This window comes from Bacillus sp. PK6-026 (assembly GCF_054161455.1).
On the sequence record NZ_CP096418.1, the window covers coordinates 2,963,579 to 2,985,400 of the forward strand.

The following is a 21,822-nucleotide window of genomic DNA, read 5'->3' on the forward strand; positions in this document are numbered from 1 at the left end:
CTTTTCCTCCTAATTCATCACCCTGCGCACGGAGTAGATATCTTTGATCTGTTTGATCCGTTCAACCACTTTATGCAAATGATTAATATTTTGAATGAAGATGGCCATATGGATCGTCGCCACTTTATTGCGGTCCGATTTACCTGACACAGATGAAATATTTGTTTTTGTCTCATTAACGGCCTGAAGAACTTCATTAAGAAGGCCGCGGCGGTCATAGCCGAGAATTTCGATTTCGACGTTATATTCTTTTCTCCGCTGCGTCTGCGGCTCATGCTCCCATTCTACTTGAATCAGCCGGTCGAGCGCTTCATTTGTTAAAACATTCGGGCAGTCCTCGCGATGGACGGATACACCACGGCCTTTTGTAATGAATCCGACGATCGGATCTCCCGGAACGGGGTTGCAGCATTTTGACAGTCTGATCAGAAGGTTGTCAACGCCTTTGACGCGAACACCCGCTTCGCGTTTTTTCCCTTGGTAAGGTTTCGGTTCAGGTGTTACATCTTGAACGCTTTTCACCTGTTCTTCCTGATCTCTGATTTTCCGTTCTTTTTCCGTCAGACGGTTTGCAACTTGAGCGGCTGTAATGCCGTTATAGCCGACTGCGGCATACATGTCTTCTTCATTGGCAAAATTGAACTTGTCAGCGACTTTCTGCAGATTCTCAACAGTTAAGACGTCCTTCACTTCAAAGTCCAGGTTTTTAATTTCTTTTTCAACCAGTTCTCTGCCTTTTTCGACATTTTCCTCTCTGCGCTGCTTTTTAAAGAACTGGCGGATTTTATGCTTAGCCTGAGATGTCTGCGCAAGGTTGATCCAGTCCTGGCTCGGACCGTACGAATGCTTGGATGTCAGAATTTCTACGATATCCCCTGTGCGCAGCTTGTAATCAAGCGTGACCATTTTTCCGTTTACTTTCGCCCCGATCGTTTTATTGCCTATTTCTGAATGGATCCGGTACGAAAAGTCGATCGGCACAGAGCCTGACGGCAATTCAATGACGTCCCCTTTCGGCGTAAAAACGAACACCATGTCGGAAAACAAATCGATTTTTAGAGATTCCATAAATTCTTCGGCATCGCTCGACTCATTTTGAAATTCCAAAATTTCGCGGAACCAGGAGAGCTTTTTATCAAAGCTTGAATCTTCATTGACATTTTTGCCTTCTTTGTAAGCCCAGTGGGCCGCGATTCCGTATTCCGCAATTTCGTGCATTTCAAACGTCCTGATCTGGACTTCCAGCGGATCCCCCTTCGGCCCGATGACGGTGGTGTGGAGGGACTGGTACATGTTCGGCTTCGGCATTGCGATATAGTCTTTAAATCTGCCCGGCATCGGCTTCCAGCACGTATGAATGATGCCTAGAACCGCGTAGCAGTCCTTGATGCTGTTGACGAGGATCCGGACTGCGAGCAAGTCGTAAATTTCATTGAATTGCTTGTTTTGCATCGCCATCTTTCTGTAGATGCTGTAAATATGCTTCGGCCGGCCGGAAAAGTCCGCTTTAATATTGACCTCTTCGACGCGGCTTTTCACTTCGTTTACGACCTCTTCGACGTACAATTCCCTTTCGGCCCGCTTTTTCTTCATCAAATTGACGATCCGGTAATATTGCTGCGGATTTAAATAGCGTAAAGCGGTATCCTCAAGCTCCCACTTTATTTTTGAAATCCCAAGGCGATGAGCCAGCGGAGCAAATATTTCAAGCGTCTCATTTGAAATTCTGCGCTGCTTTTCCTGCGGCAGGTGCTTCAAGGTTCTCATGTTGTGAAGGCGGTCCGCCAGCTTGATCAAAATGACGCGGATGTCCTGAGCCATAGCCACAAACATTTTCCGATGATTTTCTGCCTGCTGTTCTTCCTGTGATTTATATTTAATTTTCCCAAGCTTCGTGACGCCGTCGACAAGCATCGCAACTTCTTCGTTGAATGCTTCCTTTAAATCTTCAAGCGTTACGCTCGTATCTTCCACCACATCATGGAGAAATCCTCCCGCTATTGTGGCGGGGTCCATTTCCAAATCGACGAGGATACCCGCGACCTGGATCGGATGGATAATATACGGCTCGCCCGATTTGCGGTATTGTTCGCGATGTGCGTCTTCCGCGTACTGATAAGCCTTTTTTATAAAAGCAACATGTTCATCGGAAAGGTAACTTTTCGCCTTCTCAATGACTTGCTCAGCGGTTAATACTTGTTCGTTCGCCATGGAATCACCTTTTTTATAATTGAAAACTGTATTGTAATTATTATCAAGAAAAATGTCACAGATGTAAAGAGAAGAAATTCAAAAGGACTTTTGCCGGCCCCGGAATACTATATGAATAGGAAAAAAAGCACCCGCTTTTTATGAGTGCTTTTTATAGTATAAAATTTGTTTAGTATTGCATCAAGGTTAAAATATCATATCCGTCCAGTTTATTTCTTCCTTCAAGATATGTCAGTTCGATCAGGAAAGCGATTCCGGCTACGACGCCGCCAAGCTCTTCAACCAGCTTGATCGTTGCTTCGATCGTTCCGCCGGTTGCAAGCAGGTCGTCAGTGATCAAGACGCGCTGCCCCGGTTTAATGGCATCTTTATGGATGGTCAGGACATCTTTTCCATATTCCAATCCGTAGTCGACTTTGATGACTTCACGCGGCAGTTTGCCTTCTTTGCGGACAGGCGCAAATCCTACCCCGAGCGAATATGCGACAGGGCAGCCGATGATAAATCCTCTCGCTTCAGGTCCCACGACAAGATCGATCTCTTTTTCTTTCGCATACGTTACAATTTGATCTGTCGCGTAGCGATAGACGTCGCCTTTGTCCATCAATGTTGTAATATCTTTAAATTGTACGCCTTCCTTCGGGTAGTCCGGCACAATTGTCACATACTTCTTCAAATCCATCTGTCTTCATGTCCTCCTCATACTTTATAAGCGACGGCGTTTTCCGCCATCCGCTTATCCAGCCACTGTTTAAGCTCATCCGCCGAAGAATAAATGAGCTTTTGCTCCAATTCAATCAGGCGCTGTTTTTCCCGGTAGGTTTCAGAATCTGTCAGATCGCGCTTTTCGGCATGATAAACAACAGATAAAACACCATTCTCTATTGTAACAAAACCGAGCTCAAAAAACACCTTTGTCATAAAATCAATTGTGTCTTTTGTCCAGCCTTTATGTCTGGCAAGCTCCCCGCCGTATTTCGGCAAGTCAAAAGAACCTCTTTTCAGGAGGAAAGCATAGTACCATTTAAAATATTCCCTAGTTGGAAATGTTGAGAAAAAATGTTCGTCTGATTGATAAAAAATCAGATAAATGCGCTCCAGTTTTTTGCCTTTTATCACTTGGTCAAAGATGTCGAGCGACGGCGGAATATCTATAAATACCGCATAGCGGCTCTCAAGGACGAGACGCTCTGCATCTTCAGGACCGCTGATGACGGTCAGCTCTTCTTCAAGGCCTGTCCCCGCAAGCTTCGCTTTGGTTTCCTCACGGAAGCAGATGCACGCCCGTTTCGCAGGATCCAGCTGCAATATTTTTTCTTCCCATGACCGTTTTCCCCGCAGATCAAACAGCTGCCATTCATTGACGGCTGCATCTTTGATCATCAGCTGCGGTTTTTTTCTGTTATTCCACTCGTTAATCGACAGTTCCCCGACAATCGAGATCTTTGCTCCAGGAACGATCCCGTCTTCGATGGCGCCTTTATAAAATCCGATGCAATCAAGCTTGTTCTCGCCGTCTGCCAGCACAAGCTTCAAGTGATTCTTGTTGGCGCCGATTTTCCTGGAATCATCAATTTTAACGTCGCTGACAAGGACGAAGGGCTTCGGATTTCCCGTGCCGAACGGCGCCAGCATGTTCATTTCGGCAATGCTGTCAACCGTGATATCTTCGAGCCGGCAGCACAAATCGACGTCTTGAACGGGAATAAAATCTTCCTCGGTCAGAACCGCTTCAGCCTGACGGTTGATTCTCTCCCTTAGTGCCGAAACATCTTCCAGGTTGAGTGTCATTCCGGCTGCCATCGGGTGCCCGCCGAAGTGCGGGAGAATATCCCGGCACTCCGAGAGATTTTGAAATAAATCAAATCCTTTGATGCTGCGCGCAGATCCTTTGGCAATGCCTTTTTCTTCATCGATACCGAGAACGATGGCGGGCCTGTAATACCGCTCGACAAGCTTTGAAGCCACGATTCCGACGACACCGGGATTCCAGCCCGGCCGCGCCGCGACGATCACCGGCCGGTCAAGCCCTTCCTCCTCGATCATCTGAACGGCTTCCTCTGTCATCTGATTGACGATTTTTTGGCGCTCCTTGTTCAAGGCGTTGATATCTTCGGCCAGCTCTTCCGCTTCTGTTTCGTCTTTTGTGTTCAGGAGGTAAACGGCCGGGTCAGCCTGTTCAATTCTGCCGACCGCGTTTAAGCGGGGCGCAATTTGAAAACCGATGGTCTCTTCATCCGCACTATGTATCTCCGCTCCGGCAATTTTGGTCAGCGCCTTTAATCCGGGGCGCTTCGTTCTCCTGAACTGTTCCATGCCGCGCTTGGCAATCTGCCTGTTTTCATCATGAAGCGGCACAAGGTCGGCAATCGTGCCGATCGCACAAAGGTCGAGCAAATCTTCCGGGAGCTCTCCGTTCAAAGCGTGGGCTAGCTTAAATGCGACACCGACGCCGGCAAGCTCTTTAAATGGATAGCCGCAGCCCGGCTGCTTCGGATGAATGATCGCATAGGCATCCGGCAAAACGGGTCCCGGCTCATGGTGATCCGTAATGATCAAATCGACGCCAAGCTCTTTAGCGACTTCAGCTTCATGAACGGCGGCAATGCCTGTGTCAACTGTGATGATCAATGAATAGCCTGATTCTTTGATCCCGCGAAAGGCCGCTTCGTTCGGGCCGTACCCTTCTTTAAAGCGGTCAGGTATATAAAAATCGGCTTGTGCTGAACATTTTTTCAACATTTGCAAAAGGACAGTCGTGCTTGTCACACCGTCCGCATCATAATCGCCGTAAATCATAATCTTTTCTTGATCTGAAATTGCCTGTTTGATTCGCTGTACAGCTTTTTCCATATCTTTCAGCAGATAAGGATCGTGAAAAACTGCATCCTTGCCATTTAAAAATGAAGATGCTTTGTCGGCTGTATCGTAACCTCTCATGACAAGCAATGAGGCGGCAAGGGGAGTAATGCCTAATCTTCCGGCGAGCTGCTCCACCTTTTCTTTGTCGGGCGTTTGCACGTCCCAACGCATTTTTGACGCTAACATAAATTCACCCCTCAACCACACTATTATACTAGAGCAGCATGAGGGGATTCAATTTATTTCGTGCAATCTTTCTAGTCTTTCTGATTTTCAGGGGCCGCCGATTCGGCTTCAAGTTCAGGATACTTTACCCGTTCTTCTCTCTTGAGCGCCTTCAGCTCTTTTTTCAGCCGCATGATCTGGAAAGCGCCGGCCGAGCCGATAATGAGCGCCCCCATCAATACCGATACCAAAATGACCAGGATCAAAGGCCATTCTGCCGTTCCAAAAAGAAAATCAACCTTCACCGGTTCAACATTAATGACCGCGAAAACAGCAACAATTAATGTAAAAATAAGTGCAGAGATTAACGTCCATTGTTTGTTCATGAGATACTCTCTCCATTCGCGTCGTTTTCTAGCGTTATTTTCCCGCTCTGCTCCCATTTTAAACAAAAAGAAGATCGATAGAAAGCCGCCAAAACAACTTTTTTCTCTTCAAACCAAAAAAGGACCGCCCGGCAGTACGGGCAGTCCTCGATTTATTCTCCTGCAGGCTTGCGCTTCGGCTTTTTCAGGTCGCGCCCTTTCCAGACAAGCCATACTTGAGCTGCGATGTAGAGCGATGAATACACTCCACTCAACAGCCCGATTAACAGCGCGACAGAGAAGTTCGTAATCGATGCTGCGCCAAAAATGAGGAGCGCAATGACCACAATGACGACGGTCAGCACCGTATTAATCGAACGAGTGAACGTTTGCTGCAAGCTCAGATTCACAATATGCGATAAATCGCTGAAGCTCTTCGGCTTGCGCTTTTTCACCTGTTCCCTGATTCTGTCAAACGTTACGATCGTATCGTTGATCGAATAACCGATAATCGTCAGCACGGCTGCGATAAACGTAATATCCACCTCGAGCCTTGTAATGCTGAAGACCGCGATGATGAAGAATGCATCGTACAGCAACGAAGCGATCGCCGCAATTGCCATCTTATATTCAAAGCGGATCGAAACATACAAGATGATCCCGAGAGCCGCGACGGCCACCGCATAGAGGGCGTTTCTCGCCAGCTCTTTTCCGACTGTCGGTGATACTGTGCTGACGTTCGGCTCCGAGCCGTATTTATCTTTAAAATAATCCTTCACTTCGGCAATTTTTTTCTGATCCGGAACGCCGACAAATCTGGCGACGCCGTGTTTTTGATCATCACCCGAAAGAACGATTGAATCGGCTGTCAACCCGACCTCTTCAAAGTCTTTTTTCAGCTCTTCGCTCGTAAGCTTGTGGTCGCTTTGCACTTCGATCCTTGATCCGCTGGAGAAATCGATGCCAAGGTTCAGCCTGAAAACAAGCAGAATGACAATTCCCGCAGCCAAAATAATCCCGGAAAATACGAAGAACCATTTACGCTTACCGACGAAATCCCATTTGGTAAACGGAGTCGGAGGCTCAGTATTTTCGTCTGTCTTGCTGATGTCCAGGATGTCTTTTTTGCGCACTCCAAACCAGCCTTTTTTCCGGTCAAGCCAGCGGCTTTCGACCAGCAGGCCGAGCAGGAAGCGCGACAGGAAGACAGCTGTAACAAAGCTTGTCAAAATGGATAGGATCAGCATGGTCGCGAAGCCTTTGACAGAGCTCGTACCAAATATGAAAAGCACGATTCCGGCAAGCATCGTCGTAATATTGGCATCAAAGATCGTTGCAAATGATCTTCTGTTTCCTGCTTTAAAAGCCGAGCGGACCGATTTGCCGAGCTTCAGCTCTTCTTTTATGCGTTCGTACGTAATGATGTTTGCGTCAACCGCCATCCCGACACCCAAAATAAGAGCCGCGATCCCCGGAAGGGTCAGAACCGCATTCATCCAGTCAAAGATCTGCAGTGTAATGTAGATGTAGACAGAAAGCGTAATGACCGCGACAAAACCAGGCAAGCGATAATAAAGAAGCATAAATAAGAAAATAATAGCAATACCGACGATTCCCGCAAACACGGTATCATTCAAAGCCTGCTCCCCAAACTGCGCGCCGACGGATGTCGAATACTTTTCAACGAGTTTGACAGGAAGAGCGCCCGCATTTAAAATGCTCGCCATATCTTTTGCTTCCTGAATCGTAAAATTTCCTTCAATCATCACGTCTGACGTGTTCAGCACCTGGCTGACATTCGGAGCGGAGATGTATTTATGATCCGCTTTTTGCGATTCTTTTTTAAAGGAGTCGCCTTTTTTGTAATCAAGCCAGATGACGAGCTGGTTGTTCGGCTTCATATCGAGCACTTTCTTTGTCACTTCGCCGAATTTATCGGCATCCTTCAGCTTGATCGTCACGATCGGCTCATTTGTGTCCTGCTTGAACGACTGTTTAGCACCGTTTTCGACAAGATCTGAACCGTTCAAAAGCTCTTTGTCATTCGTATCCCTGAACGTAAGCTGAGCCTGTGTGGATAAGATTTCCCGCGCCCTGTTCTGGTTGTCGACGCCGGCAAGCTGAACCCTGATCCGGTTGTTTCCTTCGATTTGAATGTTCGGTTCGCTGACGCCCAACACATTCGCCCGGCGGTTCAGTGCTTCAACCGTACTGATGAGGGCGTCCCTGTCAATTTTGTCGCCCTGTTTGGCAGGCTGGACTTCATACAGAACCTCAAAACCGCCCTGAAGGTCAAGGCCGAGGCTGATGCTGTCTGCAGCCGGCTTCGTGAACATTCCCAGTCCCGTACCGATCAAGAGAACGGTAAGGAAAAACGCAATCAAGCGTCCTTTTTTCATTATGTATTTCCTCCTTAAATCAACCAAAATCTACGGCTACCTCAGCAGCTCATCGAGCATATTCTGCCCTTCTTTGCTGTCGAGTAAATTAGACGTTTTAAACGATTCTACGGTTGCATAGTTCATAAATTCGCCAATTTTCACAGATAAAATATCACCGGCGAGCTGATGAATTTGAACATCCTTCTTTTTCTTCCATTTCTTATTCAATAAGTATGACCACAATTCCTCTATTTCAATATCGTCATAACCGAGTATCCTGAACTCTTCCGTCTTGCTGTGAAGAAAGGGTTTTAAATGATCCTTGTACAGATCAGCCGGATGTTTGCCCATGCCAAAGCCACGCTCCTTTCACATTTTTTCAGAGAGACTTGTCATGCTTGGACGATGTATGCGCATATCTTATTGTATATGATTAAAGGTTGTTTGAGAAGGCAGGGGACTCTAGAAATGACGAAGCAGACGTTTTTAAAAGGAACGCTCATTTTAATAGCGGCAGGTTTGATTACGAGAATGCTCGGCTTTATCAACCGGATTGTCATCGCAAGGTTCATCGGAGGTGAAGGTGTCGGGCTTTATATGATGGCGGCTCCGACTTTTTTTCTGGCGGTCACCCTCACCCAGTTCGGCCTACCTGTCGCCATCAGCAAGTTGGTTGCTGAAGCGGAAGCGCGCGGAGACCACAGAAAGACAAAGCAGATTTTAGTGATGTCTCTTGCAATTACCGGGACGCTCAGCGCCGTCATTACTCCGGTGTTTCTCATCTACGCCCCGCTGATGGCCGACACGCTGCTCACAGACAAAAGAACGCTTTATCCGCTTTTGGCGGTTACACCGGTCGTTCCGATCATTGCTGTTTCCAGCGTGCTGAGGGGCTATTTTCAAGGAAAGCAAAATATGAGGCCGCTTGCCGTGTCCCAGGTTCTCGAACAAATTGTCCGGATATCGCTTGTCGCCGTATGCACGACGGCATTCCTTCCGCTCGGCATCGAATATGCGGCTGCGGGCGCGATGCTGTCATCCGTGTTTGGCGAGTTGGCTTCACTCCTTTATTTGTTCGTCGCCTTTAAATACAAAAAGAAAATCCGCATCAGAAAACGTTTTTTCCAATCCCTGAAATCTGGACGAACCACGTTTTTCGAGCTGATGAGCGTCTCGCTCCCAACAACGGGCAGCCGTTTTATCGGCAACCTGTCATGGTTTTTTGAACCGATTGTCGTAGCGCAAAGCCTTGCAATAGCAGGGGTCGCCGCTTCCGCCGCAACGAGCCAGTACGGAGAGTTGACCGGCTTTGCCCTGACGCTTCTCACCCTCCCGAGCTTTATCACATATTCTCTGTCTACGGCGCTCGTTCCAGCCATCAGCGAAGGAATCGAACAGAAAAAAATGCAAGTCGTGGAATACAGGCTTGAGCAGGCGATGAGGCTTTGCCTTTTAAGCGGCGGAATATCGGCGGTCATTTTGTTTTCGTACGCGGATGAGCTGGTCAGCGTGATGTACGGGTCGTCAAATGCTGCGATTTATGTGAAAATCATGGCTCCATTCTTTTTATTTTACTATTTCCAAGGTCCGCTGCAGGCCGTCCTGCAGGCTTTAAACCTGGCCGGCGCGGCAATGATGAACAGCCTGGTCGGCGCCGTTGTGAAAACAGGTCTCATTATTGTTCTCGCTTCACGGCCTTCGCTTGGCATTATGGGGGCTGCGCTGGCGATTTTGACGGGGATCATCCTCGTCACCCTGCTGCACGCCGCAACCGTCAGCAAAGTGCTTCCCATCAGCATTAACCTGAAAGAATATATCGTATCCTTCGGCGTCATTTTGATATCAGGGTGGGGAAGCCTTCTGATGAAAGAACACCTTTTTTTAGACCAGTCCGAGCCGATGCGCCTGCTTTTGTGTGTCGCGGTTACAAGCTTTCTTTACGTCTTCCTTCTGGTCGCCTTCAAGCTGGTCAAAAAAGAAGAAATCCAGCGGTTTCCGCTGTTCGGCCGCTGGATTTCGTAAGCTCTCGCTTTAAGGTTTAAATTCATCCTTTATATCAATAAAAAAAGAACCTTTATTATATGTGCAATAAGAAATTTTGGAAAGATCGCGGTGTCCTCTTTTTTCAAGCTTTTGCTCAAGCCACTCCCGGTCTTTCCCGATCTTTTCTAATTGTTCTTTTTGAACCATTCCGTCAACAATCAACGGCAGTTCGATCATTTTGTTTGGCCCGTCTTTTGTAAACACTGAAAGCTTCCCGGTCGGCTCCAAAATCGCATATGAAACATCCCCGATTCGTTCCACATTCTTATCTCTCAGCTGCGTCATCAAATCATCGTAATTATAGCGCTGTGTCCTCATAGCGTGTTCATCAATTTTTCCGCGGTCTATGATAATCGTCGGTTTTCCATCGAGAAGCCGGCGGATTTTTTGATTTTTCAATGACAGATATGCAAATATAACCTGGATCAGCGTCAAAACGAGAATTGGAATGATCGTATGGAGAAGGTGGTCATCGAGATTTTCAATGGCCAAAACCGCGATTTCGGCCATCATAATAAAAACGACAAGATCCAATATGCTCAGCTCGCCTATTTCCCTCTTTCCCATCAAGCGAAACAAAATAAAGATGATGAAATACAAAACGACCGTCCGAAACGTAAGAGCTAAAATTTCATCCATTACCGCCCGCCTCCTTCCGCCTATCATGATCATAAACATAGCCTTTGTAAAATTGAGGCTTTTATGTATAAAAGGTCGGGGGAGCTAGTCTATTTGCCAAACGTGCAGAATACATTTAAAAAGACGAGCCCGTCTATATTGAAAGGAGGATCGTGATGAACGAACCAAAACAAGTCGGCAAAGGGATTTTATACAGCTTGGCGGTTATTTTCGCTTTGATGTTTGCGGGAAGCCTGGTCATTTCGCTGCTCCTCACCTTCACATCATTAACCGAAAGTTCATTCAGCTGGTTTATTACCGCCATTTCTTTTATTACCTTGTTCATCGGCGGTTTTATTGCGGGAGGCAAATCGAAGGAAAAAGGGTGGCTGAGCGGAGGGTTGACAGCGCTTTGCTTCTCTCTTACGGTGCTTTTGTTTCAATATCTCGGCTTTGGCGAAGCCTTCAATTTGAAGCAGCTGCTCTATCATTCCGGTTTTTTGGGAGTCAGCATGCTGGGCGGGATTTTCGGGGTCAATCTGCAGGGGAGCCGTGCATAAAGACAGCAAAAAGGGAGCGGATGACCGCTCCCTTTTCTCATGCCCATCAGGCTTCTTTTATGCCATGTCACATCAGGAACAACTGCGGCTTCATCAAGACATAAGGAACGGCGCTAGCGCCGTTTTCACGTCCTGCGACAGTCTGATTTCCGATGCTTATGTATCAGCCTTTCGGCTATTCTGCTGACGCCTCTCTGATCGCGCGGCGGTCGAATGTCAGACGGGTATTGTCGCCTGTTTTGATGACAACCTTGCTTTCGTCAATTGAATCAACGATGCCGTGCAGGCCGCCGATCGTTACGACCTTATCTCCTTTTTTCAGCTCCTCCTGCATCTGGCGGACAGCCTTCTGCTGCTTTTGCTGCGGACGGATCAAAAGGAAATAAAGAACCGCAAACATTAAAATAATCGGAAGTAATGTTCCAAGCATCTCCATTATTTTTTCACCCCTTTCAAATGGCTTTATCGCTTTCTTCGTTTATGTGTCAGAAACTTTTAGCATTTGGTTTATTAAAACCGTAGCGCTCAAAAAACTCTTCCCGGAAATCACCTAAACGATCTTCACGAATGGCATCTCTGACTTGCCCCATTAATTTTAACAGAAAATAAAGATTATGATAAGAAGTTAAACGAATTCCAAACGTTTCGTTACAGCGGATTAAATGTCTGATATAAGCGCGCGAGTAATTGCGGCACGTATAGCAGTCGCACTGCTCGTCGATCGGTCTGAAATCTCTTTCATATTTGGCATTTTTCACGACGAGACGCCCTTCGCTCGTCATGAGCGTACCGTTTCTCGCTATCCTTGTCGGCAGCACGCAATCGAACATATCCACTCCGCGGATGGCTCCGTCAATCAGAGAGTCCGGTGAGCCGACCCCCATTAAATAGCGCGGTTTATCCGCAGGAAGCAGCGGAGTTGTAAACTCCAGCACACGGTTCATCACGTCTTTCGGCTCTCCGACGGATAGTCCACCTATAGCATATCCCGGAAAATCCAGTGAAATCAAGTCTTTCGCACTTTGTTTTCTCAAGTTTTCGTACTCTCCGCCTTGAACGATTCCGAAAAGCCCTTGCTCGTCAGGGCGTTTGTGAGCTTTCAGGCACCTTTCCGCCCAGCGGCTCGTCCGCTCAACAGACCTCTTCATATAATCGTACTCTGCCGGGTACGGCGGGCATTCGTCAAACGCCATCATAATATCTGATCCGAGGGCGTTTTGGATGTCCATCGCTTTTTCAGGAGATAAAAACAGCTTGTCTCCGTTTAAATGATTGCGGAAATGAACGCCTTCCTCTTCGATTTTGCGGAACTCGCTCAGGGAAAACACCTGAAAGCCGCCTGAATCCGTCAAAATGGCGCGGTCCCAATTCATAAACTGATGAAGGCCCCCCGCCTCTTTGACGATGTCATGGCCCGGTCTCAGCCAAAGGTGGTACGTATTGCTTAAAATAATGCCTGCACCCATTTCTTTCAGCTCTTCCGGCGCCATCGTTTTAACGGTGGCGAGCGTTCCTACGGGCATAAACACCGGCGTTTCAAATGAGCCGTGCGGGGTGTGCACTCTCCCCAGCCTTGCTCCTGTTTGTTTACATGCTTTTATGAACTCATAGCGTATCGGTTGCTGCGACAAATTATGAGCCCTCCAATCTTTTTGAATTTTATTTGATCAACATGGCATCTCCGAAGCTGAAGAAGCGGTATTCGTGCTCCACTGCGGTGCGGTAGGCAGAAAGCACATGCTCTCTGCCTGCGAGCGCGCTGACAAGCATAATGAGGGACGATTTCGGAAGATGAAAATTGGTAATCATCCCGTCAATCGCCCGGAATGTGTAGCCTGGATAAATAAAAATCGATGTCCAGCCTCTCGCTTCCCGGAAGCGGCCGTCATGTTCGGAAGCGATGGTCTCAAGCGTCCTCGTCGATGTCGTGCCGACGGAAATGATTTTTCCGCCTTCCTGTCTGACGCGGTTTAACAATGCTGCCGTTTCTTCCGACATTTCATAAAACTCGGCATGCATATCGTGTTCCTCTACATTTTCCGCACTGACAGGCCGGAATGTCCCGAGCCCGACGTGAAGGGTAATAAACGCAATATGCACGCCTTTTTTCCTGAGCGCATCCAGAATCTCTTCCGTAAAATGCAGCCCGGCCGTCGGCGCAGCCGCCGATCCTTGTTTCTTTGAGTAAACCGTCTGATAGCGCTCTCTGTCATCGAGCTGTTCTTTAATATAAGGAGGCAGAGGCATTTCGCCGAGCGATTCGAGCACCTCGTAAAAAATTCCTTCATAGCGGAATTCAATTTTTCTTCCGCCGTGCTCGAGCTCTTCTGTGCAGACCGCCGTTAGACGGCCGTCTCCAAACGAAAGAACGGTTCCGCGCTTGACCCGCTTTGCGGGCTTGACAAGCGTTTCCCATACGTCCCCTTCCTCCTGTTTTAACAGAAGAACTTCAACCTTTGCGCCCGTCTCTTCCTTGACTCCGTACAAGCGGGCCGGTAGCACCCTCGTATCATTCAACACGATGCAATCGCCCGCGTTCAGAAAATCAATCACGTGCTTAAACGTGCTGTGAGTGATTTCTCCTGTTTTTTTATCCAGCACCATCAGCCTGGACGCATCCCGCTCTTTTAAAGGAACCTGTGCGATAAGGCGTTCAGGCAAGTCAAAATCGAATAATTCTACTTTCATCTTTTTTCACCTTACTCTATCTATAGACTTGAATGTCGCGTCATTTCATTCGTCCGAAAAACGAAAACACCACGGACAGAATGATGCTGATGACAATGCATGTAACAACCGGAAAGAAAAATGTCACGTTTCCCTTTTTTACAAAAATATCGCCGGGGAGCCTGCCGATGACTTGCATGAATAAACCGATGCCAAAAATGACGGCGCCCAGCACCATTAAAATCTTTGGAAATTCAGTCACGGTTCGGAACCTCCATTTTAAAGTGGCTGTATACATCAGGGGTTACGATGCGCCCCCGCGGCGTTCTTTGAATAAAACCGATTTGAAGAAGATACGGCTCATACACATCCTCGATCGTGTGAGACTCCTCACCGATGGTAGCCGAAATCGTATCAATGCCGACTGGACCGCCGCCAAATTTTTCGATCATGCCCATTAAAAGCTTGCGGTCGATATGATCAAGCCCGAGTTTATCAACCTGGAGGCGTTCCAGCGCATCCACCGCCACTTCCTCCGTGATGGAGCTGTTTCCAAGCACCTGGGCAAAATCTCTGACCCTCCTCAAAAGCCTGTTGGCAATCCGCGGCGTCCCTCTTGACCGTCTCGCGATTTCGAGAGCCGAGAGCGAATCGATGTCAACCTCAAACAGCTCCGCCGTTCTGATCACGATGTCTGAAAGCTCGTCACGCGTGTAATACTCAAGCCTTGACAGAACGCCGAACCTGTCCCTGAGAGGCGCGGTTAAAAGCCCGACCCTTGTGGTCGCGCCGACAAGGGTAAAAGGAGGAAGATCGAGCCTCACAGAACGCGCCGACGGCCCTTTGCCGATCACGATATCAAGGCAGAAATCTTCCATCGCAGGATACAGCACCTCTTCGATCGAACGGTGCAGACGGTGGATCTCGTCAATAAATAAAACGTCACCTGGCTCCAGAGCCGTTAATATCGCCGCCAAATCGCCGGGGCGCTCGATCGCCGGACCTGACGTCGTTCTGAGATTGACTCCCATTTCGTTGGCGATGATCGCAGCGAGCGTCGTTTTTCCCAATCCCGGCGGCCCGTACAACAAGACATGGTCAAGCGTTTCTTCCCGCATTTTCGCAGCTTCAATGAATACCTTGAGGTTGTCTTTCACTTTTTCCTGGCCGATATACTGAGCCAGTCTTTGCGGACGCAGACTTTGCTCGATCGCTGATTCATGGTTGTCTAGTTCACTTGATACAAGCCGCTCATCCATGATATCACCTTACTTTAACAATTTTTGCAATGCTTTTTTAACGTATTGATCCGTCGAAAGCGCCTCTTCCTTTTTCAAATGAGGCTGGACTTTTTTAATTTCCCGGTCGGAATAGCCGAGCGCTCTTAATGCTTCAAGCGCCTCCTCAAGAGCCGTTTCCGCTTCATGAATTTGCTCCCGCTCTTCATGGTTAAACAGATCGGCCGCGATTTCAGGAACGGCGTCCGCGAGCTTCCCTTTCAGATCAAGAATGATCTGCCTTGCCGTTTTTTTGCCTACGCCGGGGAACTTGACGAGAAACGCTTCATCCTCATTCTCGATCGCTTCAATCACCGCTCCCGGATCGCCGGAAGCGAGGATCGCAAGCGCTCCTTTCGGGCCGATTCCCGTAACATTCAGCATTTTCGTAAACAGCATTTTTTCTTCCCTTGTCGAAAAGCCGTACAGCGCATTCGTATCTTCTCTTACATAATGGTATGTATAGATTGTTTCGTTGCTGTTTTTCTTATAAATAAACGGATTTGGCGTAAAGATCTGATAGCCGATCCCGCCGTTTTCAATGACAATATATTGGGGCGATACATAATCAATCGTCCCTTTTACGAATTCGATCAACGTTCATTCACCTCTTTGACTGCTCTTCATTGTAACACAAAACAGGCAAAGCTAGAATGAAAAAGTTAACATATGTTCGCTAAAAATGGCTTCTGTCTGCAGCTGAAAAAAGACATAACAGCGTCATGTCTTCATATCTTTTACATGATGTTGGCTTCTGGATGATTTTACGGCTTCAATGACATGTTCAAATTCCTTTTTCGTGCGGTATGGGATCCCTTTGCGCAAATCATCCACCATCCGGCTTTCCAGGCGCTTTATATCAATCTGAAAAAACGATTGAATCGGCTCTGATAATATGCCCGGGCGGCCGTGAAAAGTCGAAATCACGCCGTCTTCCGTCACTCCGATATAACCGTTTGTTTTGCTGAGGGGAGAAATGTCGTCCACTTGTTTGCGAAACAGAATAAACCCCTTTTTCTGATCGATGAGCTGCCACCCTTTATAAGCAGCTTTAAAGTCTTCCAGTGTTCGAGCGGCCTCTACTTTATTTTCGATTCCAACGTCCCCGTCCAGATAAACCTTTTCAAGCTGGATTTGAACTTTAGCCGGCTTTTCGGCCAGGGCCTCCAGGTGAAAGCTGAGCGCGGCCAGCAGACTTCCAATAAGCAATAAACCGATTTTGAACTTGCTTTGGCTGTTCATCAATATCACCTTCTTTTTTGCCTTAACGATCATATCCATAGTTTGACCAACGCTTTTAAAAATTAATCTAAAAAAGCAATTAGATGACAACCGGTTTACGAATGTTACATTTTTAAACCAATATGAAGAACTCAAAAGCATTTAAGGTGCAAAACCCCTCGTTCTCATGTATAAACAACATTATAGAGAGTTTTTCGTTTGACCAGCCCTTAAAAAGAAGGTGAGTTCGGCGTGAAAAAGGCGCAAACCTATGCAGAGGCCGTAAAGTATAATACGAAAAAAAAGTTCAATAAACTTATCCAAAAACCCGATGACTTAGAGTTGATCGGGAAAGGCAGGAGCGCATACGTTTTTAAGCTGACTGAAGAGGGCAGGGAAATGGCTCTTAAAGTCTTTTTTCCCGAATTTAAGAACATTGCCGCAAGGGAAGCGGAGATTTACAAAAAGCTTTCTGATTCGAATTATTATCCTGATATATATGAAACAGGGCCATCATATATTTTAATGGAGTATATTAAAGGATACACTTTTTATGAGTGTTTAAACAAAGGCATTCCGATCGATGATGACATGATCTGCGAGGTCGACCGCGCATTGAACGATGCGAAGCGGAAAGGATTGAATCCATCCGATATCCACCTCAGAAACCTGATACTGACGCCGGCTGGGACAATCAAAGTCATCGATGTGGCCAGGTTTTTGCAGACGAAAGAATGCAGACAGTGGGATGACTTAAAAACAGCCTATCAAACCATTTATAAAAAAAGCCGTTTCCCGCAAAGGCTTCCTAAGCTGTGGATGGAATTGATCGCTTATCTTTATAAAAAAAACTGGCTTCAGAAACAATGGGCCGCCAGAAAAAACAAATTTCACCCCTAATTTGAAACTTAAAGAAGGCGCGTCCGTATATGAAATAACCCCATTAAAGTCAGGAAGGGAGAAACAGCTGTTGAAGAAAAAGAAGAAACGAAATGATGATAAATGGGATTATCTTTATCTCGTTGATTTGCTTGAGCCGTTGTTTTATGTGCTGAGGCTGGCAGTAAGAGGACTTGCAAAAATCATAAATTAAACACTCGGGCTTTCGGGTGTTTTTTTTGATGGCCGAGTGATAAGACAAATACAAAACCCCTTCATTTGAAGGGGTTGCTTTTTAATGCTCTTTCAAATTTGCGAGCGGTACTTCCTGCTCGTTCTCCGGCTGGCCGAGCGGAAAAATTCTTGCGGTTTCATTTTGTTCGTTGACATGCTGAATATAAATCGGCCTGCCGTTATAAGTAACATCAACCATGTCGGGTGATTCGACGATTTCCTGGGCACGATGCGTATTCATGCTGACACCCTCCTTTTGCTTTTACTCATAATGTGTACACCCGGCTGCTTTCGTATTCCTTTTGAGCCGGTTTTCTTTCAAGGAGGGGTGATCTTCAGGCTCCCGTAATCAATGAATCTTTACGTACAAAGGCAGATCCGTGTGTCCCATTTCACGCACATAAACAAACAGATTGCCTTTGTGATGAATTTCGTGTCCGATCGCTAGCTGCAGCAGCTGTTCGCCGGCTACTTTCCGTCCGAAGACGCCGGTCAAATCGACCTCACGATCCAATTCTTCATCCGTAAAAGATTCAAGCAGCTTTTTTGTTTTTTCTGTATACGTTTTGGCGAGCTCGCTCAGGCTTGACCCTGTTTCTTCCGGCTTCTTTTTAAAAGACTCTCCGTTTCCTTCTTTTGCCGCCGAAGCAAAGGCATAGAAAGATTGCAGCATATGCGTGACAAGTTCCTTCGCTGGCATCGACGTTTCAGTCGGTTTGTAATCGAGATGTTTTTCATCAATCTTTTGAATCAGTTCTTCTGTCACCAGACGGTGGGACATAAATTCCTGAACGATGCGGTCTTTTCGTTCCATTTTTTATTCCTCCTTCGTGTTTTAGCAGTTCATACACAGAATAACACGAGTTTCCATTTTCAGCATCTGTCCTGCAGCACCCTTCGGACCGCCTTGACATATTTGCGGAATGTTCTCGTTTTTGTTTCCTCCCTCTCTTTATAGGAAAAGTCTTCGAAAAACTCTTTCCTTTGAGCCGTGCTGATTTCAAGCTGCACGCTCATTCCTGACTGGCTTTCATTATTGATGTTTTCCTCGGCAGTTCCGGCAAATTTCCCGTCCACTTTGACCAATTCTGCGGAAAAGTCAGACTCTTTCAGAGATTTGACGATGGCTTTTGCCAGCTTTCTGTCCGTTCCTCCCACAAGCGTGTGCGGGCGGTCGCCGGAATAGCCGTGGAATGCGATGGTATAGCGGTGTTCTTTTATTTTCTGCAATGCCAGAGGCTCGTCAAAGTTTGTGCTTGTAATATGAAGATCCGAGTTGTTCTCATCCTTTTTTCCTTCGAATAAATAAGTTGAATAATCATCTTTGAAAGCTCTGACAAGCTCGCTTACTCCGCCTTCTATTCTTCCTCCATGAGGCGAAAAAATTAAACAGTCGCTTCCCGCTTTTTCGTGGTACTCAATGTCATAACCGCTTTTTTCGTGTTCCTGCAATTCCTTGAAATTCATGTATCTGTCCCCGGCCTGGATCTGAAAGTTCTCCCGGGTTGTTTTTTCGAACCACCTGTATGCGCCATTTATCATCACTGCTGCGATCACCAAGTAGATGAGTACTTTTTTCTTCATTGATTATTCCCCTTTTACACTACCTTTCGATTTCTAAGCATGTCCTCCAAGCCTCATTGTATATTTGGCTTTTTTGTGACACAGTTATTTTACGCTTTAGACATGACGCGTTCAATTATGAATAAGTTTGATAAAAAATAAAAATTTAAATAAAATGATGCTTTTTCATTAGTTTAAAAGATCGATAAATTTTAAGAAAAAAATCTCATAAGAATAGGCGTCTCTTGTTGCACGACTTTCCCTACAGCCTATCCCGCTTGAGAATAAGGCATTCTATCAGAAACGGGGTATACGGTTTGATAAAAGTAACATCTGCCGCGTCTGCCGGCTGCTGATGTTATATTTTCTTTTCATCCCCGTTCTGTTATCCTATTACCGACAATAAAAATGCAGGTGATAAAACATGGAAACAGAATATGAAACAAAAGGCTACGACCTGACAAAAGTTTATGATTACAATCAATATCCGGATGTCCGCCACGGACGGTGCGACAATTGCGATTACACCCTTTTTAAAAGCTCTGTAAAAAACGGGCAGTTTTTGCGTGAATGCCGGCGCTGCGGCATGAAAAAAAGCATTTAGCGTTACAGTACATTCTCATATGTATAAAAAAACTTGCCGACAAGGCTGAATGGAGCTTTGCCGGCAATACACGTCATGCTGTCAAATGCTTAAACATCTTTTTGATCTTTGTTTGTGACGATGCCGTTGATCGATTCACCGATCTTTCCGCTAAGATCAGCATTCAGGCTGTTGATATTTTGAATGTATTCGCTGATGATATTTTGGACCGCTTGATTCATCTCTGCATTTTCACTTTTTGTGAGGTCGGCCTCTCTCAGATCGATGCCGCTGTTTTTCTGAACCAGCTCATTGATGGATTGACCAAATCCCGTGATAAAGCTGTTGATTTTTTCGATGACTTGAGCGGTTTCCTGATCTTGCGCACCCGCGTCTATAGCCGTGAAAGGCTTCTCATTTTCGCGCTGTTCAGCCATTTATAGAACCTCCTCTCATGATGACAGATTCCTTCACAATATATGATGAAAAATCAAATCTTGATTCCGCAGCAGCTTGATACGGCTGCTAAATGGTTGAATGCATAAAAAGACGCCGCGAACCTGGTGCGGCGTCCTTTAATGAACGTTCGTATACACTTCCTGCACATCGTCATCATCTTCAAGTACGTCAATGAGTTTTTCGACTTTTTCCTGAAGTGTTTCATCGACCTCTGCATAGGTTTGCGGAACCATTGTCATTTCGGCTGTCGCCGTTTCGTAGCCGCGCTCCTCCAAGTTTTTCTTTACTTCTTCAAACTGTTCGGGCTCTGTATAAATCTCGAACAGCTCTTCGCTCGTTTCTAGCTCCTCGGCACCGGCATCAATGACCTCAAGCATAAACTCCTCTTCATCTATCTCAAGATCTTCACGCTCGATTGCAATATATCCTTTCCGGTCGAACATATAAGAAACACATCCTGTTTCCCCCAAGCTGCCGCCGTTTTTGCTGAAAGCAGTTCTGACGTTTGTCGCCGTCCGGTTTTTATTATCTGTCAAACATTTGACCATGACAGCCACACCGCTTGGGCCGTAGCCCTCATACGTAATTTCCTCGTAGCTTTTTCCATCCTGGCTGCCGGAAGCTTTTTTGATGGCGCGGTCGATGTTGTCGTTTGGCATGTTTGCATTTTTGGCTTTATCGATGACGAGACGCAGACTTGCGTTAGATTCGGGATCGGGTCCCCCTTCTTTTGCGGCTACATATATTTCTTTGGCAAGCTTCATGAAAATTTTGCCGCGTTTAGCATCTTGGGCATTTTTTCTTCTCTGAATATTTTTCCATTTAGAATGGCCAGCCATATCTTTCTACCTCCAAAAAAATTCTCGTCTCTATGTACACTTTATACGGTTTTCCCCGTTTTTGTAAAGAAATCGGCCGAACGCTTACTAAAAAATTGCCGGGGAATCCCCGGCAATTCCCTGCTTATTGGTTGCGCAAGCGGTTCAAATTGTTATTCGTCGTGTCTCCGCGATCCCTAATGTTCTGAGGGTCGTCGTTCATTTCGCGCAGCCTTGTAAATGCGCCGTCGTCCTCGACAACTTGAACTGTCCGGTCTCCAGCAAACGTTTTGGCTGCTTTTCTAATTTGAGTTCTCTCATTATTTGTCAGCTGTTTATCTGACCGTACCGCGATGATGACCGTTTCATTCGTTACGACGGCCTGACTCTCGTCAACATAATTCAACTTGTTGACGCGTCCAGTGATATTCCTGGAGATTTTACGGTTTTCCGGTCTGTTATAGCCCGTGTCCGCCGTGTTCACCAAATGATTGTGATAATTCATGTCTCCCCGGCTGAAAGTTCCATCGCCTGTTGGAACGGGATTGCCGTTGCCCGCTCGATTGTTCACGTTCGTTGCACCGTTTCTCCCGTTCATGTTTTCAAGCATTTCTGTAACAGGACCGTCATTATCAAGACCGTTATTACGATCTGCATCATTTGAATAATATCCGATCGGACGCGTATTGTTTCCATTATCTATAGCGTCGTTCGTTCCGCAGGCAGATAGACCAGCTGTCAAAAGCAAAATACCCGAAAACACTTTCAGCTTGCTGTCCAATGGTAATACCCCCCGTGAAAACCGCTGAATTTGAGCATTGCGCTCTTTTTTAGGATGTGCGAGATGTGAAGAGTTACCCTTGACAGTTATAGACAGTCCCGTGAAAAAGCATGAAAGTGTTTATAGCGGCCCACA

General features: G+C 46.5%; 25 protein-coding genes. 5 read left to right on the forward strand and 20 right to left on the reverse strand.

All coding sequences use genetic code 11. The features are described from left to right. Positions 1 to 9: 9 nt before the first annotated feature. The 6 genes from M1D59_RS15085 to M1D59_RS15110 form a co-directional block, all read right to left on the reverse strand. Positions 10 to 2,211, reverse strand: a complete 2,202-nt coding sequence (locus M1D59_RS15085; RefSeq protein WP_023855390.1) for a RelA/SpoT family protein — start codon at positions 2,209 to 2,211, stop codon at positions 10 to 12. Between the two features lie 169 nt (positions 2,212 to 2,380). Next, complete coding sequence (locus M1D59_RS15090; protein WP_023855391.1) at positions 2,381 to 2,893, reverse strand: adenine phosphoribosyltransferase; 513 nt, start codon at positions 2,891 to 2,893, stop codon at positions 2,381 to 2,383. A gap of 17 nt (positions 2,894 to 2,910) precedes the next feature. Continuing rightward, a complete protein-coding gene (recJ, locus tag M1D59_RS15095) occupies positions 2,911 to 5,259 on the reverse strand; it encodes a single-stranded-DNA-specific exonuclease RecJ (RefSeq protein WP_026579146.1) in 2,349 nt (782 codons plus the stop codon). A gap of 71 nt (positions 5,260 to 5,330) precedes the next feature. Beyond that, on the reverse strand, positions 5,331 to 5,624 hold the full coding sequence (locus M1D59_RS15100) for a LapA family protein (RefSeq protein ID WP_023855393.1): 294 nt from the start codon (positions 5,622 to 5,624) through the stop codon (positions 5,331 to 5,333). A 152-nt stretch (positions 5,625 to 5,776) separates the two neighbouring features. After that, positions 5,777 to 8,002: a protein translocase subunit SecDF gene (secDF, locus tag M1D59_RS15105; protein WP_039072894.1), complete on the reverse strand. Its 2,226-nt coding sequence runs from the start codon at positions 8,000 to 8,002 to the stop codon at positions 5,777 to 5,779. A gap of 36 nt (positions 8,003 to 8,038) precedes the next feature. After that, positions 8,039 to 8,335: a post-transcriptional regulator gene (locus tag M1D59_RS15110; protein WP_023855396.1), complete on the reverse strand. Its 297-nt coding sequence runs from the start codon at positions 8,333 to 8,335 to the stop codon at positions 8,039 to 8,041. A gap of 117 nt (positions 8,336 to 8,452) precedes the next feature. Here M1D59_RS15110 and spoVB point away from each other — a divergent pair, with 117 nt between their 5' ends. Beyond that, positions 8,453 to 10,006 carry a stage V sporulation protein B gene (gene spoVB, locus M1D59_RS15115; RefSeq protein ID WP_458117504.1) on the forward strand — a complete coding sequence of 518 codons (1,554 nt, stop codon included), beginning with the start codon at positions 8,453 to 8,455 and terminating at the stop codon, positions 10,004 to 10,006. A gap of 9 nt (positions 10,007 to 10,015) precedes the next feature. Here the strand turns inward: spoVB and M1D59_RS15120 are convergent, their stop codons facing one another. Next, a complete protein-coding gene (locus M1D59_RS15120) occupies positions 10,016 to 10,666 on the reverse strand; it encodes a DUF421 domain-containing protein (RefSeq protein WP_020452417.1) in 651 nt (216 codons plus the stop codon). A 155-nt stretch (positions 10,667 to 10,821) separates the two neighbouring features. Here M1D59_RS15120 and M1D59_RS15125 point away from each other — a divergent pair, with 155 nt between their 5' ends. Then, entirely contained in the window at positions 10,822 to 11,205 is a 384-nt protein-coding gene (locus M1D59_RS15125; protein WP_020452418.1) for a TIGR04086 family membrane protein, read from the forward strand. A gap of 175 nt (positions 11,206 to 11,380) precedes the next feature. Here M1D59_RS15125 and yajC read toward each other — a convergent pair whose 3' ends face one another. From yajC to M1D59_RS15160, 7 genes are all read right to left on the reverse strand, one after another. Continuing rightward, positions 11,381 to 11,644: a preprotein translocase subunit YajC gene (gene yajC, locus M1D59_RS15130; protein WP_085959518.1), complete on the reverse strand. Its 264-nt coding sequence runs from the start codon at positions 11,642 to 11,644 to the stop codon at positions 11,381 to 11,383. A 46-nt stretch (positions 11,645 to 11,690) separates the two neighbouring features. Beyond that, positions 11,691 to 12,836 (reverse strand): tRNA guanosine(34) transglycosylase Tgt, encoded by a 1,146-nt coding sequence (gene tgt / locus M1D59_RS15135; RefSeq protein ID WP_020452419.1) that lies wholly within the window; start codon positions 12,834 to 12,836, stop codon positions 11,691 to 11,693. Between the two features lie 28 nt (positions 12,837 to 12,864). After that, positions 12,865 to 13,893, reverse strand: a complete 1,029-nt coding sequence (gene queA, locus M1D59_RS15140) for a tRNA preQ1(34) S-adenosylmethionine ribosyltransferase-isomerase QueA (RefSeq protein WP_020452420.1) — start codon at positions 13,891 to 13,893, stop codon at positions 12,865 to 12,867. 40 nt (positions 13,894 to 13,933) lie between these two features. After that, complete coding sequence (locus M1D59_RS15145; RefSeq protein ID WP_003183984.1) at positions 13,934 to 14,134, reverse strand: DUF2905 domain-containing protein; 201 nt, start codon at positions 14,132 to 14,134, stop codon at positions 13,934 to 13,936. Next, positions 14,127 to 15,131, reverse strand: coding sequence for a Holliday junction branch migration DNA helicase RuvB (gene ruvB, locus M1D59_RS15150; RefSeq protein WP_023855398.1), 1,005 nt, complete (start codon positions 15,129 to 15,131; stop codon positions 14,127 to 14,129). Before ruvB ends, M1D59_RS15145 begins: the two co-directional genes overlap by 8 nt. Positions 15,132 to 15,140: 9 nt before the next feature. Further along, entirely contained in the window at positions 15,141 to 15,746 is a 606-nt protein-coding gene (gene ruvA / locus M1D59_RS15155; RefSeq protein ID WP_023855399.1) for a Holliday junction branch migration protein RuvA, read from the reverse strand. 123 nt (positions 15,747 to 15,869) lie between these two features. Beyond that, positions 15,870 to 16,391 (reverse strand): BofC C-terminal domain-containing protein, encoded by a 522-nt coding sequence (locus tag M1D59_RS15160; protein ID WP_458117505.1) that lies wholly within the window; start codon positions 16,389 to 16,391, stop codon positions 15,870 to 15,872. Positions 16,392 to 16,622: 231 nt separating this feature from the next. On the opposite strand from M1D59_RS15160, the gene M1D59_RS15165 reads away from it, so the two are divergent. Both M1D59_RS15165 and M1D59_RS15170 read left to right on the forward strand, forming a co-directional pair. Further along, positions 16,623 to 17,270 (forward strand): protein kinase family protein, encoded by a 648-nt coding sequence (locus M1D59_RS15165; protein ID WP_020452425.1) that lies wholly within the window; start codon positions 16,623 to 16,625, stop codon positions 17,268 to 17,270. A 70-nt stretch (positions 17,271 to 17,340) separates the two neighbouring features. Next, positions 17,341 to 17,463: a hypothetical protein gene (locus tag M1D59_RS15170; RefSeq protein WP_023855401.1), complete on the forward strand. Its 123-nt coding sequence runs from the start codon at positions 17,341 to 17,343 to the stop codon at positions 17,461 to 17,463. Between the two features lie 81 nt (positions 17,464 to 17,544). Here the strand turns inward: M1D59_RS15170 and M1D59_RS15175 are convergent, their stop codons facing one another. The 3 genes from M1D59_RS15175 to M1D59_RS15185 form a co-directional block, all read right to left on the reverse strand. Continuing rightward, complete coding sequence (locus M1D59_RS15175; protein ID WP_023855402.1) at positions 17,545 to 17,724, reverse strand: small acid-soluble spore protein H; 180 nt, start codon at positions 17,722 to 17,724, stop codon at positions 17,545 to 17,547. 108 nt (positions 17,725 to 17,832) lie between these two features. Next, positions 17,833 to 18,297 (reverse strand): DinB family protein, encoded by a 465-nt coding sequence (locus M1D59_RS15180; protein ID WP_026579142.1) that lies wholly within the window; start codon positions 18,295 to 18,297, stop codon positions 17,833 to 17,835. Between the two features lie 59 nt (positions 18,298 to 18,356). Then, the gene (locus M1D59_RS15185) at positions 18,357 to 19,067 is read right to left on the reverse strand and encodes a poly-gamma-glutamate hydrolase family protein (protein ID WP_144498726.1); all 711 of its coding nucleotides are present in this window, start codon (positions 19,065 to 19,067) and stop codon (positions 18,357 to 18,359) included. A gap of 403 nt (positions 19,068 to 19,470) precedes the next feature. Between M1D59_RS15185 and M1D59_RS15190 the strand changes: the two genes are divergently transcribed. Further along, entirely contained in the window at positions 19,471 to 19,650 is a 180-nt protein-coding gene (locus tag M1D59_RS15190) for a hypothetical protein (RefSeq protein WP_003183993.1), read from the forward strand. Between the two features lie 89 nt (positions 19,651 to 19,739). Here M1D59_RS15190 and M1D59_RS15195 read toward each other — a convergent pair whose 3' ends face one another. The 3 genes from M1D59_RS15195 to M1D59_RS15205 form a co-directional block, all read right to left on the reverse strand. After that, entirely contained in the window at positions 19,740 to 20,066 is a 327-nt protein-coding gene (locus M1D59_RS15195) for a hypothetical protein (RefSeq protein WP_023855405.1), read from the reverse strand. 138 nt (positions 20,067 to 20,204) lie between these two features. Beyond that, positions 20,205 to 20,927: a YebC/PmpR family DNA-binding transcriptional regulator gene (locus tag M1D59_RS15200; protein ID WP_144498728.1), complete on the reverse strand. Its 723-nt coding sequence runs from the start codon at positions 20,925 to 20,927 to the stop codon at positions 20,205 to 20,207. Positions 20,928 to 21,051: 124 nt separating this feature from the next. Beyond that, the gene (locus tag M1D59_RS15205) at positions 21,052 to 21,687 is read right to left on the reverse strand and encodes a YhcN/YlaJ family sporulation lipoprotein (RefSeq protein ID WP_023855407.1); all 636 of its coding nucleotides are present in this window, start codon (positions 21,685 to 21,687) and stop codon (positions 21,052 to 21,054) included. Positions 21,688 to 21,822: the final 135 nt, after the last annotated feature.